This is a genomic window from Cellulosimicrobium sp. 22598 (assembly GCF_052044445.1).
Taxonomy (GTDB): Bacteria; Actinomycetota; Actinomycetes; order Actinomycetales; family Cellulomonadaceae; genus Cellulosimicrobium; species Cellulosimicrobium cellulans_G.
The window spans coordinates 142,222-156,815 of sequence record NZ_JBQEMZ010000008.1; the positions used below are offsets into that span (position 1 = coordinate 142,222).

At 73.6% G+C, this 14,594-nt stretch carries 10 protein-coding genes and 1 tRNA gene; 6 read left to right on the forward strand and 5 right to left on the reverse strand.

Features of this window, described 5'->3' with window-relative positions; genetic code table 11:
- Window positions 1-7: 7 nt before the first annotated feature.
- From ACTJIY_RS10745 to ACTJIY_RS10755, 3 genes are all read right to left on the reverse strand, one after another.
- On the reverse strand, window positions 8-3,832 hold the full coding sequence (locus ACTJIY_RS10745) for a multifunctional oxoglutarate decarboxylase/oxoglutarate dehydrogenase thiamine pyrophosphate-binding subunit/dihydrolipoyllysine-residue succinyltransferase subunit (protein WP_440674282.1): 3,825 nt from the start codon (window positions 3,830-3,832) through the stop codon (window positions 8-10).
- Window positions 3,833-4,180: 348 nt separating this feature from the next.
- Window positions 4,181-5,383: a sensor histidine kinase gene (locus tag ACTJIY_RS10750; RefSeq protein ID WP_253053307.1), complete on the reverse strand. Its 1,203-nt coding sequence runs from the start codon at window positions 5,381-5,383 to the stop codon at window positions 4,181-4,183.
- Window positions 5,380-6,183 carry a response regulator transcription factor gene (locus tag ACTJIY_RS10755; protein ID WP_253053309.1) on the reverse strand — a complete coding sequence of 268 codons (804 nt, stop codon included), beginning with the start codon at window positions 6,181-6,183 and terminating at the stop codon, window positions 5,380-5,382. The genes ACTJIY_RS10750 and ACTJIY_RS10755 overlap by 4 nt, the downstream gene beginning before the upstream one ends.
- Window positions 6,184-6,333: 150 nt before the next feature.
- Here ACTJIY_RS10755 and ACTJIY_RS10760 point away from each other — a divergent pair, with 150 nt between their 5' ends.
- From ACTJIY_RS10760 to ACTJIY_RS10775, 4 genes are all read left to right on the forward strand, one after another.
- A complete protein-coding gene (locus ACTJIY_RS10760) occupies window positions 6,334-7,710 on the forward strand; it encodes a hemolysin family protein (RefSeq protein WP_440674283.1) in 1,377 nt (458 codons plus the stop codon).
- Window positions 7,707-8,750 carry a hemolysin family protein gene (locus ACTJIY_RS10765; RefSeq protein WP_440674284.1) on the forward strand — a complete coding sequence of 348 codons (1,044 nt, stop codon included), beginning with the start codon at window positions 7,707-7,709 and terminating at the stop codon, window positions 8,748-8,750. The genes ACTJIY_RS10760 and ACTJIY_RS10765 overlap by 4 nt, the downstream gene beginning before the upstream one ends.
- Before the next feature lie 132 nt (window positions 8,751-8,882).
- Entirely contained in the window at window positions 8,883-9,692 is an 810-nt protein-coding gene (locus tag ACTJIY_RS10770) for a M15 family metallopeptidase (RefSeq protein WP_253053315.1), read from the forward strand.
- Between the two features lie 50 nt (window positions 9,693-9,742).
- Window positions 9,743-10,306: a hypothetical protein gene (locus ACTJIY_RS10775; protein ID WP_253053317.1), complete on the forward strand. Its 564-nt coding sequence runs from the start codon at window positions 9,743-9,745 to the stop codon at window positions 10,304-10,306.
- 36 nt (window positions 10,307-10,342) lie between these two features.
- On the opposite strand, the gene ACTJIY_RS10780 is transcribed toward ACTJIY_RS10775, so the two are convergent.
- Window positions 10,343-10,975 carry a CYTH domain-containing protein gene (locus ACTJIY_RS10780; RefSeq protein WP_440674285.1) on the reverse strand — a complete coding sequence of 211 codons (633 nt, stop codon included), beginning with the start codon at window positions 10,973-10,975 and terminating at the stop codon, window positions 10,343-10,345.
- A gap of 108 nt (window positions 10,976-11,083) precedes the next feature.
- A tRNA-Arg gene (locus ACTJIY_RS10785) sits at window positions 11,084-11,156 on the reverse strand.
- Window positions 11,157-11,306: 150 nt separating this feature from the next.
- Between ACTJIY_RS10785 and argS the strand changes: the two genes are divergently transcribed.
- Both argS and lysA read left to right on the forward strand, forming a co-directional pair.
- Complete coding sequence (argS, locus tag ACTJIY_RS10790; protein ID WP_440674286.1) at window positions 11,307-12,992, forward strand: arginine--tRNA ligase; 1,686 nt, start codon at window positions 11,307-11,309, stop codon at window positions 12,990-12,992.
- The gene (gene lysA / locus ACTJIY_RS10795) at window positions 12,989-14,377 is read left to right on the forward strand and encodes a diaminopimelate decarboxylase (protein ID WP_440674287.1); all 1,389 of its coding nucleotides are present in this window, start codon (window positions 12,989-12,991) and stop codon (window positions 14,375-14,377) included. The genes argS and lysA overlap by 4 nt, the downstream gene beginning before the upstream one ends.
- The last annotated feature ends 217 nt before the right edge of the window (window positions 14,378-14,594 follow it).

Here is a 14,594-nt window from a genome sequence, read left to right on the forward strand (position 1 = left end):
GGGGACGTCAGCGGGCGAACGCCTGCTCGAGCAGCACGGCCTGCTGGGCCTGGTGCTTCTTCGCCGTGCCCGCGGCGGTCGACGCCGACGCCGGGCGCGAGACGACGCTCACGCGCGGCAGGTCCTCGGGCAGGTTGATGTGCACGAACGACCAGGCGCCCTGGTTCTCCGGCTCGTCCTGGACCCACACGACCTCGGCGCCCGGGTACTTCGCGAGCTCGGCCCGGATGCCGTCGACGTCGAGCGGGTAGAGCTGCTCGAGGCGGACGAGCGCCACGCCCTCGTCGCCGCGCTTCGTGCGCTCGGCGAGCAGGTCGTAGTAGACGCGGCCCGTGCTCAGGAGCACGCGGTCGACCTTCGCCGGGTCGGCCGCCGTGTCGGGGAGGACGGGGCGGAACGTGCCGGTCGTGAAGTCCTCGACGCTGGATGCGGCCGCCTTGAGGCGCAGCAGCTGCTTCGGCGTGAAGACGATGAGCGGACGGCGCGGGCGGGCGTACGCCTGCTGGCGCAGCAGGTGGAAGTACGACGCGGGCGTCGACGGCTGCGCGATCGTCATGTTGTCCTCGGCCGCGAGCTGCAGGAACCGCTCGATGCGCGCGGACGAGTGGTCCGGCCCCTGGCCCTCGTAGCCGTGGGGGAGGAGCATGACGACCGAGGAGTGCTGGCCCCACTTCTGCTCGGCGGACGAGATGAACTCGTCGATCACCGTCTGGGCGCCGTTGACGAAGTCGCCGAACTGCGCCTCCCACAGCACGAGCGCGTCCGGGCGCTCGACGGAGTAGCCGTACTCGAAGCCGAGCGCGGCGTACTCGGACAGGGACGAGTCGTAGACCCAGAACTTGGCCTGGTCCGCCGACAGGTACAGCAGCGGCGTCCACTCGGCGCCCGTCTCGCGGTCGTGCAGGACGGCGTGGCGCTGCACGAACGTGCCGCGGCGCGAGTCCTGCCCGGCGAGGCGCACGGGCGTGCCCTCCACGAGGAGCGAGCCGAACGCGGCGAGCTCGCCGAAGCCCCAGTCGATGCCGCCCTCGACGGACATCTGCCGGCGCTTCTCGAGGAGCTGCGCGAGCTTGGGGTGGACGGTGAAGCCCTCCGGCGGCGCGACGTGCACCTGGCCGACGCGCTCGAGGACCGAGCGGTCGATCGCCGTCTTCCAGCCGACCATCGTGCCCGCGTCCTCGAGCTGGGACTCCGGGCGCTCGAGGCCGGCGATCGGCTCGCGGTCCGCGGCGGGCGTGAAGCCGCCCTCCTTGGTCTCGGTGAACACGCGCTCGAGCTGGGCCTGGTAGTCCTGGAGGACGTGCTCGGCCTCCTCGAGCGTGATGTCGCCGCGCGCGACGAGGTTCTCGGTGTAGAGCTTGCGCACCGAGCGCTTGGCCTCGATGAGGTTGTACATGAGCGGCTGCGTCATCGAGGGGTCGTCGCCCTCGTTGTGACCGCGGCGGCGGTAGCAGATCATGTCGATGATCACGTCGCGGTCGAACTGCTCGCGGAAGGCGAAGGCCAGCTCCGCGACGCGCACGCACGCCTCCGGGTCGTCGCCGTTCACGTGGAAGATCGGGACCTGGTAGCCCTTGGCGACGTCGGTCGCGTACGTCGTCGAGCGCGACGACGACGGGCCGGTGGTGAAGCCGACCTGGTTGTTGATGAGGACGTGCACCGTGCCGCCCGTGCGGTACCCGCGCAGCTGCGCGAGGTTGAGCACCTCGGGCACGACGCCCTGGCCCGCGAAGGCCGCGTCGCCGTGGATGAGGATCGGCAGGACGGAGAACCCGTCGCCGCCCAGGTCGATGCGGTCCTGCTTGGCGCGCACGATGCCCTCGAGCACCGGGTCGACCGCCTCGAGGTGCGACGGGTTGGCGGCGAGGTAGACCTTGGTCGTCGCGCCGGTCTCGGCGGTGAAGACGCCCTCGGTGCCGAGGTGGTACTTCACGTCGCCCGAGCCCTGCACGCTCTTCGGGTCGAGGTTGCCCTCGAACTCGGCGAAGATCTGCGCGTAGCTCTTGCCCGCGATGTTGGCCAGCACGTTGAGGCGACCGCGGTGGGCCATGCCGATGCCGACCTCGTCGAGGCCGTTCTCCGCCGCCTTCGACAGGATCGCGTCGAGCAGCGGGATGAGCGCCTCGCCGCCCTCGAGGGAGAAGCGCTTCTGCCCGACGAACTTCGTCTGGAGGAAGGTCTCGAACGCCTCGGCCGAGTTGAGGCGGCGCAGGATGCGGAGCTGGTCCTCGCGCGGCGTGCGCGCGTACCCGGACTCGAGGCGCTCCTGGAGCCACTTGCGCTGCGTGCGGTCGGCCAGGTGCATGTACTCGACGCCGACGGTCCGGCAGTACGAGTCGCGCAGGAGGCCGAGGATGTCGCGCAGCGAGGACTTCGTCTTGCCGCCGAAGCCGCCCGTGGGGAACGTGCGGTCCAGGTCCCACAGCGTCATGCCGTGGTTCTGGATGTCCAGGTCGCCGTGCTTGCGCTGCCGGTACGCGAGCGGGTCGGTGTCGGCCATGAGGTGCCCGCGCGACCGGTACGAGTGGATGAGCTCGGCGATCTTGGCGGGCTTGGCCGCCTCGATCTCGGCGTCCGTGGTGTTGTCGCGGACCCAGCGCACCGGCTCGTACGGGATGCGCAGCGCCGCGAACACGCGGTCGTAGAAGCCGTCCTCGCCGAGGAGCTTCTGCGACAGGATCCGGAGGAACTCGCCGGACTGCGCGCCCTGGATGATGCGGTGGTCGTAGGTCGACGTGATCGTCAGGACCTTCGAGATGCCGAGGCGCGCGAGGCGCTCGGTGGACGCGCCCGCGAACTCCGCGGGGTAGTCCATCGCGCCGACGCCGATGATCGTGCCCTGACCCGCCATGAGGCGCGGCACCGAGTGGACGGTGCCGATGCCGCCGGGGTTGGTCAGCGAGATCGTGGTCCCGGCGAAGTCGTCGACGCCGAGCTTGCCGCCGCGCGCCCGGCGCACGAGGTCCTCGTAGGCCGCCCAGAACTGGGCGAAGTCCATCGTCTCGGCCTTCTTGATGCTCGGCACGAGGAGCTGGCGCGACCCGTCCGGCTTGGCCAGGTCGATGGCGAGCCCGAAGTTGACGTGCGCCGGCTGGTTCACCGCGGGCTTGCCGTCGAGCTGCGTGTAGCTCGCGTTCATGATCGGCATGTCCGCCAGCGCCTCGACGAGCGCGAACCCGATGAGGTGCGTGAACGAGATCTTGCCGCCGCGGCCGCGCGCGAGGTGGTTGTTGATGACGATCCGGTTGTCGACCATGAGCTTGGCCGGCACCGCGCGCACCGACGTCGCCGTCGGCACCTGGATGCTGGCCTCCATGTTCGTCACGACGCGCGCCGCGGGGCCGCGGAGCTTCTGCACGTCGTCCGCCACGGTCTCCGCCTCGGCCGTCGGCGCGCCGGCGACCTTGCGGGCCGGGACCTGCGCGTACGGCGCGGTCGCGGGCTGGGCGGTCGCGACGGGCCGCGTCGCCCGGACGGCCTCGGCGGCGGCGTTGACCGCGGGGTCGGCAGGGAGCTTCGGGGGCTTGACGCGCTGCGCCGCCTCGGCGGCGGCCGAGCCGTCCGTCACGGCGGCGGGGGCGACCGGCGCGGAGGGGGCCGCGGCGGGCGCCGCGGAGGACCCGTTCACGGGCGTCGACGGCGCGGCGGCCGTCGTGGCTGCTGCGTCGGCACGCTCCGCCGGACGGTAGTCCTCGAAGAAGTCCCACCACGCGGGGTCCACCGCGTTCTTGTCCAGGAGATACTGCTCGTACAGCTCGTCGACCAGCCACTCGTTCGCTCCGAACACGGAGCTTGCGTCGCTGATCGCCTCTGACTCAGCCTTCGGGGACACGCGAGGATCGCCCACTTTCACACACAGGTCGCTGTCGGTCACAGTCTGCGAGCAGGCGTGCGGCGGCACGCGCGAGGCGTGCGGCCGACGTCGGCGCAGACTCGTCCGGATTCCGGACCACTCCAGCCTAGGCCCTCGGCGGCGGCCCGGGGGGCTGCGCGGGGCGTTCGCGCGCGGCCTGTTCGCGGGTTCTTCACGCCGCGTCTGGGCCAGGCAAAAGTGACCCCACGCGGACCTCGTCGGACGGCAAGATCGCGGAATTCCACGCCATCGCGAGGTATCCGGGGCGGGCGGTGTGACGGATCTCACGCACGCCCGCGCGGCGTGCCCGCGCTGTCAGCCGCGGGCTCAGGGGGTCGTCGGGCCCTCGGGGCCGGGCGCCGGCTCGCCGAGCAGGTCGGGCTCGACGGCGTGGGCGTGCGCCGGGAGGGTGACGCGCATCGTCGCGCCGCTGCGCGAGTCCGCGACCTCGATCCGCCCGCCGTGCAGGTCGATCGCCCACCGGACGATCGCCAGGCCGATGCCCGTCCCGCCCGTCGAGCCGCCGGTCGTCGTGTGCGTGCCGGTCGCGCTGGCCCGGGCGAAGCGCTCGAAGATGCGCTCGCGGTCCTCCTTCGCGATCCCCGGGCCCTCGTCCACGATCTCGAGCACGACGTCGTCGTCCACCGGGTACGCCTCGAGCCGGATCTCGCCCCCCTGCGGGGAGTGCCGGATCGCGTTCTGCAGCAGGTTCGTCACCACCTGGTGCAGCCGCTCGCGGTCCGCCTCGAGCACGAGGTCGGGGGGCGTGACGTCCACGACGTACCGGAGCTGCTTCCCGGCCTCCACCATCGACACCGCCTCGGCGTTCTCCTCGAGGAAGTCGCCCACGTCGATCTCGGTGATGTTGAGGGCCGCCGCGCCCGCCTCGATGCGCGACAGGTCCAGGAGGTAGGAGACGAGGCGCGTGAGGCGCTCCGTCTGCGCCAGGGCCATCTCCATGGTCGCGGGCGTCGGCTGCGTGACGCCGTCGACGACGTTCTCGAGCTGCGCCTGGAGCGCCGCGATCGGCGTCCGCAGCTCGTGCGACACGTTCGCGATGAGCTCGCGTCGCACCTGGTCGCTCGTCGCGAGGTCCTCCGCCATGACGTTGAACGCGACGGCGAGCTGGCCCACCTCGTCGCGGCTCGTCGCCCGCACCCGCCGCGTGTAGTCGCCGTCGGCCATCGCGCGCGCCGCCGCCGTCATCTCGCGCAGCGGCGACGTCATGCCCCGCGCGAGGAGCTGGGTGAGCAGCAGCGACAGGACGATCGCGAGCGGGAACGTGCGCGACGGCCCGAGCTGGTTCTGCAGCCCGATCCACGTGATGAGGACCGCGAGCGTGACGGTCGCGGCCACGAGCACGCCGAGCTTGATCTTCAGCGAGCGGAACGAGTCGAGCGGACGGACGTCGGGCAGGTGCGGGCGGATCGTGTGCGCGCGGTGCGCGCCGTTCCGCGCCGCGCTCGACCCGCCCGGGCCCCGGCCCGCGCCGTCGACCGGGTCGGCAGGGTCAGCGGGGTGGGAGGTCATCCGGCGGGCGGCTCGAACGCGTAGCCGACGCCGTGGACCGTGCGGATGAGGTCCGCGCCGAGCTTGCGGCGCAGCGCCTTGATGTGCGAGTCGACGGTGCGCGTCCCGCTCGCGTCCGCCCAGTCCCAGACCTCCGCGAGGAGACGCTCGCGCGTGAGGACGGTCTTGGGCGAGCTCGCCAGCATGACGAGGAGCTCGAACTCGGTGGGCGTGAGGTGGACCTCGTCGCCCGCGCGGTAGACGCGGCGCTGAGCCTTGTCGATCGTCACGTCGCCGACCGTCATGGGCGGGTCGGTCGGGGCGGCGCTCGCGGCCTGGGTGGCACGGTCGACCCGGCGCAGCAGCGCCTTGATGCGCGCGACGAGCTCGCGCATCGAGAAGGGCTTCGTCATGTAGTCGTCCGCACCCACGCCGAGCCCGATGAGCATGTCGGTCTCGTCGTCGCGCGCGGTGAGCATGAGGATCGGCACGGGCTGCTCGGCCTGGATGCGCCGGGTGACCTCGAGGCCGTCGATGCCGGGCAGCATGACGTCGAGCACGATCACGTCCGGGCGCAGCCGCGTCGCGGCGTCGACGCCGGAGAGCCCGTCGCGCGCGACCTCGACGCGCCAGCCCTCGGCGCTCAGGCGCTGCGCGATCGCCGTCGCGATGGCGGGCTCGTCCTCGACGACGAGGACCGTGGCCGCCTGCTGCGGGGTGCCGCCCGTCAACGGCGCCGTCGTGGGCACGGGCCCGCGGCCCGGGACGGGACCGGCGCCCGCGCCGGTCGGTGATGCGCTCGCTGCCCTCGGATCTGCCATGGGATACAGCGTGGCACACGTCGGCCCAGGTCGGCCGGATTTCCCCGCCGCCGAGCGGCCGGGCGCCGCACGCCCGGGCGCCCCGGGGGGAGCGGGCGCTAGCATCGTCGGCACGATGAAGAGCACCTCTCGATATCGGTGGAGCACCTCGTGGTAGGCGACTGGGTCATGGTCGCGCTCGGGGTGCTCCTCACCGCAGGCACCGCCGTCTTCGTGGCCAGCGAGTTCTCCCTGGTCACCCTCGACCCCGCCGTCCTCCCCGTCGGTGACGACCCCGACCAGGAGGGCGACAGACGCGGATCCCCGCCCTCCGGCGGGAGGCCGCGTGCCGACCGGCGCGACCGTAGCGTCCGGGCCGGCCTCAAGCACCTGTCGACCGAGCTGTCGTCCGCGCAGGTCGGCATCACGCTCACCACGATCCTCCTCGGCTACACGGCGCAGCCGGCGCTGCTCTCGCTGTTCGGCGCCGGGCTGGGCGCCACCGCGCTCGGGCAGGCGGCCTCGGCGGTCCTCGCCGGGGTCCTGGCCCTCCTCGTCGTGAACTTCGTCTCGATGCTCTTCGGCGAGCTCATCCCCAAGAACTTCGCCCTCAGCGCGCCCTACGCGACGGCCCGGCAGGTCGTGCCCGTGCAGCGCCAGTTCACCAAGCTGTTCCGGCCCGTGATCGCCGTGCTCAACGGCTCGGCGAACGCGATCCTGCGCCGCGTCGGCGTCGAGCCGCGCGAGGAGCTGTCGGGCGCGCGCTCGGCCTCCGAGCTCGCCGCGCTCGTCCGCCGCTCGGCCCAGGAGGGCACGCTCGACGTGTCCGTCGCGACGCTCCTCACCAACTCCATCGAGCTCGACGAGCTGAGCGCGGTCGACGTCATGACGGACCGGATGCGGATGGTCGTCGTGGACCGCGACGCGACGGCCGCGGACGTCGTCGACGCCGCGCGCCGGACCGGGCACTCCCGCTTCCCGGTCATCGGCGAGGACCGGGACGACGTCGTCGGCCTCGTCCACCTGCGCCGCGCCGTCGCCGTCCCGTACGAGCGGCGCGAGGAGGTCCCGGCGGCGGCGCTCATGGTCGAGGCGCCCCGGGTGCCGGAGACCGTGCGCCTCGGCCCGCTGCTCGTCGAGCTGCGCGGCTTCGGGCTCCAGATGGCGGTCGTCGTCGACGAGTACGGCGGCACCTCCGGCGTCGTGACCCTCGAGGACGTCGTCGAGGAGCTCGTGGGGGACGTGGCGGACGAGCACGACCCGCGGCGCGCCGGCGCGGCCCGCCGTGCGGACGGCTCCTGGCTCGTCCCCGGCGTCATGCGGCCCGACGAGCTGACCGAGGTCACCGGGCTCCGTGCGCCCGAGGACGGCGCGTACGAGACGCTCGGCGGCCTCGTCATGGCGCGGCTCGGGCGCGTGCCGGAGCCGGGCGACGAGGTCGTCGCGGGCGACGGCCGCGACCGCGTCGTGCTGCGCGTGGAGGCGATGGAGGGTCGGCGGGTCGAGCGGCTCTCCGTCCGCGCGGCCCCCGAGGAGGTGGAGTCGTGAGCTCGACCACCGCGCTCCTCGTCGCCGTCCTCCTGCTCGCGGGCAACGCGTTCTTCGTCGGCGCCGAGTTTGCCGTCATCTCCGCGCGCCGCTCGGCGATCGAGCCGCTCGCCGCGCAGGGCAACCGCCGGGCGCAGACGGTCCTGTGGGCGATGGAGAACGTGTCGCTCATGCTCGCGTGCGCCCAGCTCGGCGTGACGGTCTGCTCCACGGGCCTCGGCGTGGTCGCCGAGCCGGCGCTCGCGCACCTCATCGAGGACCCCTTGCACGCCCTCGGCGTGAGCACGTCGTTCGCCCACCCGATCGCGTTCGTCGTCGCGCTCGCGGTCGTCGTCTACCTGCACGTGGTGCTGGGCGAGATGGTCCCGAAGAACCTCGCGGTCGCGGGTCCCGAGACGGCGGTCATGTGGTTCGGGCCGCCGCTCGTGTGGATCGGGCGCGTGCTGCGCCCCGTCATCGTGGCGCTCAACTGGCTCGCGAACCACGCGGTCCGGGCGACGGGGGTCGAGCCCAAGGACGAGGTCGCCTCCGCGTTCACCGCAGAGGAGGTCCAGTCGATCGTCGAGCACTCCCAGGCGGAGGGCGTGCTGCGGGACGAGCAGGGTCTCCTCTCGGGCGCGATCGAGTTCTCCGAGCGCACCGCGCAGGACGTCATGGTGCCGGTCGCGGACCTCGTCACCGTCACCGAGGGCTGCACGCCCGAGGAGGTCGAGCGCCTCGTCGCCAAGACCGGGTTCTCGCGGTTCGCGGTCGCCGACGTCTCGGGCGAGCTCGTGGGCTACCTCCACGTCAAGGACGTGCTGTACGCGGACGAGACGACGCGCGGGACCCCCGTCCCGTCGTGGCGCGTGCGCGCGCTCGCGGCCGCCGCCCCCGGCGACGAGGTCGAGGACGCGCTCCGGGCGATGCAGCGCTCGGGCGCGCACCTGGCGCGCGTCGACGCGCCCGCGGGCGGTGGAGCCCTCGGCGTCGTGTTCCTCGAGGACATCCTCGAAGAGCTCGTGGGGGAGGTGCGCGACGCGATGCAGCGTCGTCCGTGAGGCACGCGCGGGCCTCCGGCCCCGCCCCTGAACAGGGGACTTGGCATCGTCGGAGTGCTTCGTTACTGTTCCGTGATTGATCGGTCGTCGGTGGCCCGAGAGCCACCCCGAAGGGTGAGAGGCAGGTGGCGGGTGGAGTCGCAGCAGGCCGACGCACCCGCCCTCGAGTCCCGACGGGCCCGGCGCGAGGCGGAGCAGGGTTCCCGCCGTCGTCGCCCCCAGGCACAGGTCTCCAGCCAGCACCGCTGGATGCCGCGCATCGCCGTCCTCGGGACGCTCGCCGCCGCGACGATCGCGATGCCCCTCTCCGCCGGCGCGGACGACGGGCTGGGCACCGGTTCGCCCTTCGAGCCCGACACGCGACCGCTGGGTCCCAGCGCACTCGACCTGGCGACCGCCGCGTCGACCGCACCCGCGGTCTCGCAGAGCGTCGCGGCCGCGCCCCGTGTCGAGGTGCGGCGCGAGGCCGCCTCCCGGTCCGCCGCGCGCGACCCGCTCCCCGGCTGCGACCCCACGGTCCGCCCCGCGGGCACCAACGGCAAGCTCGACGAGCACGCGCTGTGCGAGCTCTGGCAGGCGGGCGAGCACCTGCGGCCCGACGCCGCGGTCTCGCTGTCGGCCATGAACGAGGCCTTCCGGGCGACGTTCGGTCGTGACCTGTGCCTCGTCTCGTCGTACCGCACGCTCTCGACGCAGGTGTCGCTCAAGTCCTCCCGCGGCGCGTTCGCCGCGCCCCCCGGCTGGTCGATGCACGGGTGGGGGCTCGCGATCGACCTGTGCTCGGTCGAGACCGGCTCGCGCGAGGTCTACGCGTGGATCAACCAGAACGGTGCCACCTACGGCTGGGCCAACCCCGCCTGGGCCAAGCGCGGCGGCAGCGGCGCCTACGAGCCGTGGCACTTCGAGTTCGTCCAGGGCGTCGAGGAGATCCAGAACTCCTGACGCGGCCCGGCACCCTCCGCCGCGGCCCTCTCCGCCGTATCGTCGGAACCGTGGCCGACCTGCTCCTCGCCGCGGTCGTCCTGCGCCGTCCCGAGCACGCGCTCGCCGCGCAGGTGCTGAGTCTCGCGCTCGCCGGCCTCGTCCGGGTGGAGCCGACGGCGGCCGGCTCGCCTCCCGTGCTCGTCCTCCTCGACGCGTCGCCCGCGTCCGAGCGCGAGCGCCTCGCACTGACCGCGCTGCTGGGCGACGACGCCCGTGCAGGTGCGCGCGTCGCGCTCGACCCCCGGGACGACGCCCTCCGCGACCGCGTGCACGCCGCGTCGCGCCGGGTCGTGCAGGGCGCGCGTCGCGACGGCTACCTCGAGCCCGGCCGGGCGCGTCGCCTCACGGAGAAGGGCGAGGCCGTGCGGGCCGAGCTCGTGGCGCTGGAGGACGCGGTCGAGCGGGAGGTCGCGGACGCCCGGGCGCGCGACCACGCGCGCGAGCACGTCTCCTCCGGCGCGCTGCCGTGGGCGGTGCTGTTCGGGCACGAGCCCGGGTGGGTCCCGGTCGACCGCCGGACGGTCCGGTTCGACGTCGCCGCCGTGTGTGCCGCCGCGGACGCGCTGCGCTGACCGGGGTGCCGGCGGGCGCCGCGCGCAGCGCGGTGGCTACGGGCCGGAGAGCCGCTCGTTGCGGCCGAAGTCCTGGAGGAACCGGGGACCGGTCGCCGCGAGCTCGGCCTCGAAGTCGTCGCGCCACGCGCCGTAGGGCCGGCTCGCGAGGGCGTCGTTGGAGAACCGGGGGTCGTCCGTGAGCTCGGTGACGCAGAACGCGGGGATCTGCAGGTCCGTCACGGGTCCGGTCCGCTCGCACTCCGCGACGACGAGCGGGTGGTTCGCCCCGCCGAACACGTCGACCACCCAGCCGTCCGCCCCGACCCAGACCGAGTACCGCGTCTTGACGACGCGTGCGCCGCCACGGCGGATCATCTGCACGCCCACCGCGACGTCGACCTCGCGCTCCGCCTCGTAGCGCGTGCCGCCCGCCATCGGACCCTTGACGGTGAGGGTGCACAGGTCGACCGCGGGCGCGTAGCGGTCCAGGAGGTGCACGGGGTCCGTCGCCGGGTCCATCGTCGCGTCCACGGTCGGGACCTTGGCGCGCAGCCGCAGCGCGTAGCCCTCGTCGGCGAGGTAGTAGCTCTGCACGATGAGCGCCGGTGCGTCGCGCAGGTCCTCGGGCAGGTCGCGCACGAGGAACCGGCGCTCGAACTCGAAGTCCCCGTAGCCGCCGTCGGTCATGGCCCCACCGTAGCGGGCGCGCGGGACGGGGCGCGGGAGCGGCCGGGCCCGGAGATGACGCGAGCCCGGCCGCCGGAGGCGGGCCGGGCTCGTCGGAGCGGAGCGCGGTGCCCTCGATAGGATTCGAACCTACGACCTTCTGCTCCGGAGGCAGACGCTCTATCCACTGAGCTACGAGGGCGAGCGCCGACGGTGTCCGCCGACGCGATGCACGAGACTACCAGCACGTCCGGGGTGCGTGCGCCCGTCGGCGCCCGGTGGTCGGGACGCCCCGCGGGCCTCGCGCGAAATGCCGCGACGGAGGGTGCTCGTGCCTCGGTAGAATCGCCCGGTGACCCCCGACGAGCTCTCCGAAGCGCTGAGCGCTGCCCTGGCCGCCGCCGTCGCCGACGGCACCCTCGCCCTGGACCCGACCGCGGTCCCCGAGCGCGTCCACGTGGAGCGACCCCGCCAGCGCGAGCACGGCGACTGGGCCACGAACGTCGCGCTGCAGCTCGCCAAGAAGGCGGGCACGACGCCGCGCGCCCTCGCCGAGGACCTCGCGACGCGGCTCGCCGCGACCCCGGGCGTCAAGGCCGTGGACGTCGCCGGCCCGGGCTTCCTCAACATCACGCTCGACGCGGCCGCCGCGGGCGAGCTCGCGCGCACGATCGTCGACGCGGGCCCGGCCTACGGGCGCAACGACTCGAAGGCGGGCACGAAGGTCAACCTCGAGTTCGTCTCGGCCAACCCGACCGGCCCCATCCACATCGGTGGCGTCCGCTGGGCCGCCGTCGGCGACTCGCTCGCGCGCGTGCTCGAGGCGAGCGGCGCGGACGTGACGCGCGAGTACTACTTCAACGACCACGGCGCGCAGATCGACAGGTTCGCCCGCTCGCTCCTCGCGCGCGCCCGCGGCCTGGAGGCGCCCGAGGACGGGTACGGCGGCGAGTACATCACCGAGATCGCGGAGGCGGTGATCGCCGACGCGCTCGCCGCGGGCGACCCCGACCCGCGCACGCTCCCGGACGCCGAGGCGCAGGAGGTCTTCCGGTCGCGGGGCGTCGAGCGCATGTTCGGCGAGATCAAGGCGTCGCTGCACGACTTCGGCGTCGACTTCGACGTGTACTTCCACGAGGACTCGCTGCACGAGTCGGGCGCGGTGGAGCGGGCCGTCGAGCGCCTGCGCGCGTCGGGCCACATGTTCGAGCAGGACGGCGCGACCTGGCTGCGCACGACCGACTTCGGCGACGACAAGGACCGCGTCGTCATCAAGTCGGACGGCGACGCCGCGTACATCGCGGGCGACATCGCCTACTACCTCGACAAGCGCGAGCGCGGCTTCGACGAGGTCATCATCATGCTCGGCGCCGACCACCACGGGTACGTCGGCCGCATGATGGCGGTCTGCGCGGCGTTCGGCGACACCCCGGGGAAGAACCTCCAGCTCCTCATCGGGCAGATGGTCAACCTCGTCAAGGACGGCCAGCCCGTGCGCATGTCCAAGCGCGCCGGGACCGTCGTGACGCTCGAGGACCTCGTGGACGCCGTCGGCGTCGACGCGGCGCGGTACTCGCTCGCGCGCTCCTCGACGGACCAGAACATCGACCTCGACCTCGACCTGCTCGCGCGGGCGACGAACGAGAACCCGGTCTACTACGTGCAGTACGCGCACTCGCGCACGGCGGCGGTGGACCGCAACGCGGCCGACCGCGGCGTCGCGCGCGCCGACGGCTTCGAGCCCGCGCTGCTCGGCCACCCGAGCGAGGCCGCGCTCATCGGTCGCCTGACGGAGTTCCCGCGCATCGTGGCCCAGGCGGCGGAGCTGCGAGAGCCGCACCGCGTCGCGCGCTACCTCGAGGCGCTCGCCGGCGACTACCACACGTGGTACCAGCAGAAGTCGCAGCGCGTCCTGCCCTACCCGGACGAGGAGGTCACGGACACGCACCGCACGCGCCTGTGGCTCAACGACGCGGTGCGCCAGGTGCTCGCCAACGGCCTCGGCCTGCTCGGCGTCTCCGCGCCGGAGCGCATGTGAGCACCGGTCTGCCGGGGTACCCCGGCGAGCCGTGGTCGCGGGGCGTGCGCCGCGGCGAGGACGGGGTCGTCGAGGTCGCGGGCGTCGGCGTCCACGCGCTCGCGGCCGAGCACGGCACGCCCGCCTACGTGCTCGACGAGGCGGACTTCCGCGCCCGGGCGCGCGCGTACCGCACGGCGTTCGAGGCGGCGTTCCGCGCCGTCGGGTCGGACGTCGACGTGTACTACGCGGGCAAGGCCCTGCTCACGGTGGCCGTCGCGCGCTGGGCGCGCGAGGAGGGACTGCGCGTCGACACCGCGAGCGGGGGAGAGCTCGCCGTCGCGCTGCGCGCGGGCGTCCCCGGCCCGGAGATCGGGCTGCACGGCAACAACAAGTCCGACGCCGAGATCGGCCGGGCGCTCGATCAGGGCGTGGGCCGGATCATCGTCGACTCGCTCGTCGAGGTCGAGCGGGTCGCGCGCCTCGCGGGGGAGCGCGGCGTCGTCGCGCCCGTCATGGTGCGCGTGACGACCGGCGTCCACGCGGGCGGGCACGAGTACATCTCGACCGCGCACGAGGACCAGAAGTTCGGCCTGTCGATCGCGGCGCCCCGCGGCGCGGACGGCGGCCCGGCCGGCGACTCGCCGGCCATGGTCGCGCTGCTCGACGTCGTCGCCCGGCCCGAGCTGCACCTGCTCGGGATCCACTCGCACATCGGCTCGCAGATCCTCGACCCCTCGGGCTTCGAGATCGCCGCGCGCGCGGTGCTGGAGCTGCGGGCGCGGCTCGCGGCCCGCTCGGGCGTGCTCGTCGACGAGGTCGACATCGGCGGGGGCTACGGCATCGCCTACCTCCCCGGCGAGGTCGCGCTCGACCCCGAGCGTGTGGCGAAGGACGTCGCCGCCGCCGTCGACGCGGTGGCCGCGGAGCTCGGCACGCCGCTGCCGCGGTTCTCGATCGAGCCCGGTCGTGCGATCGTCGGGCCGGCCGGCCTCACGCTCTACACCGTGGGCACGGTCAAGCCCGTGACGCTCGACGACGGCCGCGTGCGCACGTACGTGTCGGTCGACGGCGGCATGAGCGACAACATCCGCCCGGCGCTCTACGCGGCGCAGTACCACGCGGAGGTCGTCGGCCGGGCGTCGGACGCGGAGCCCGTGCTCGCGCGCGTCGTCGGCAAGCACTGCGAGAGCGGCGACATCGTCGTCCACGAGGTGCATCTCCCGGGCGACGTGCGTGCGGGGGACCTCCTCGCCGTTCCGGCGACGGGCGCCTACGGCCGCTCGATGGCGTCGAACTACAACCTGCTGACCCGCCCGCCCGTGGTCGCGGTGCGCGACGGCGCGAGCCGGGTGCTCGTGCGCCGCGAGACCGTCGAGGACCTCCTCGCGCTCGACGAGGGCTGACCCGCCCCGAACGCACCTCGTGCGACGGCCCGTGACCTGCCAAGGTCACGGGCCGTCGCCGTGCGTGGGCGCGGTCCGAGCGACGCGGGCGCGGCCCAGGGTGACGGGTGCCACAGTTCTGGCGCTCTGTCAGATACTTGTCAGGTTAGGCTTCACTAAATAAGGTAAGGCACGGCTTACTTCAGATCGTCCGCGTGCGCACCCCCGGTGGAGCGCG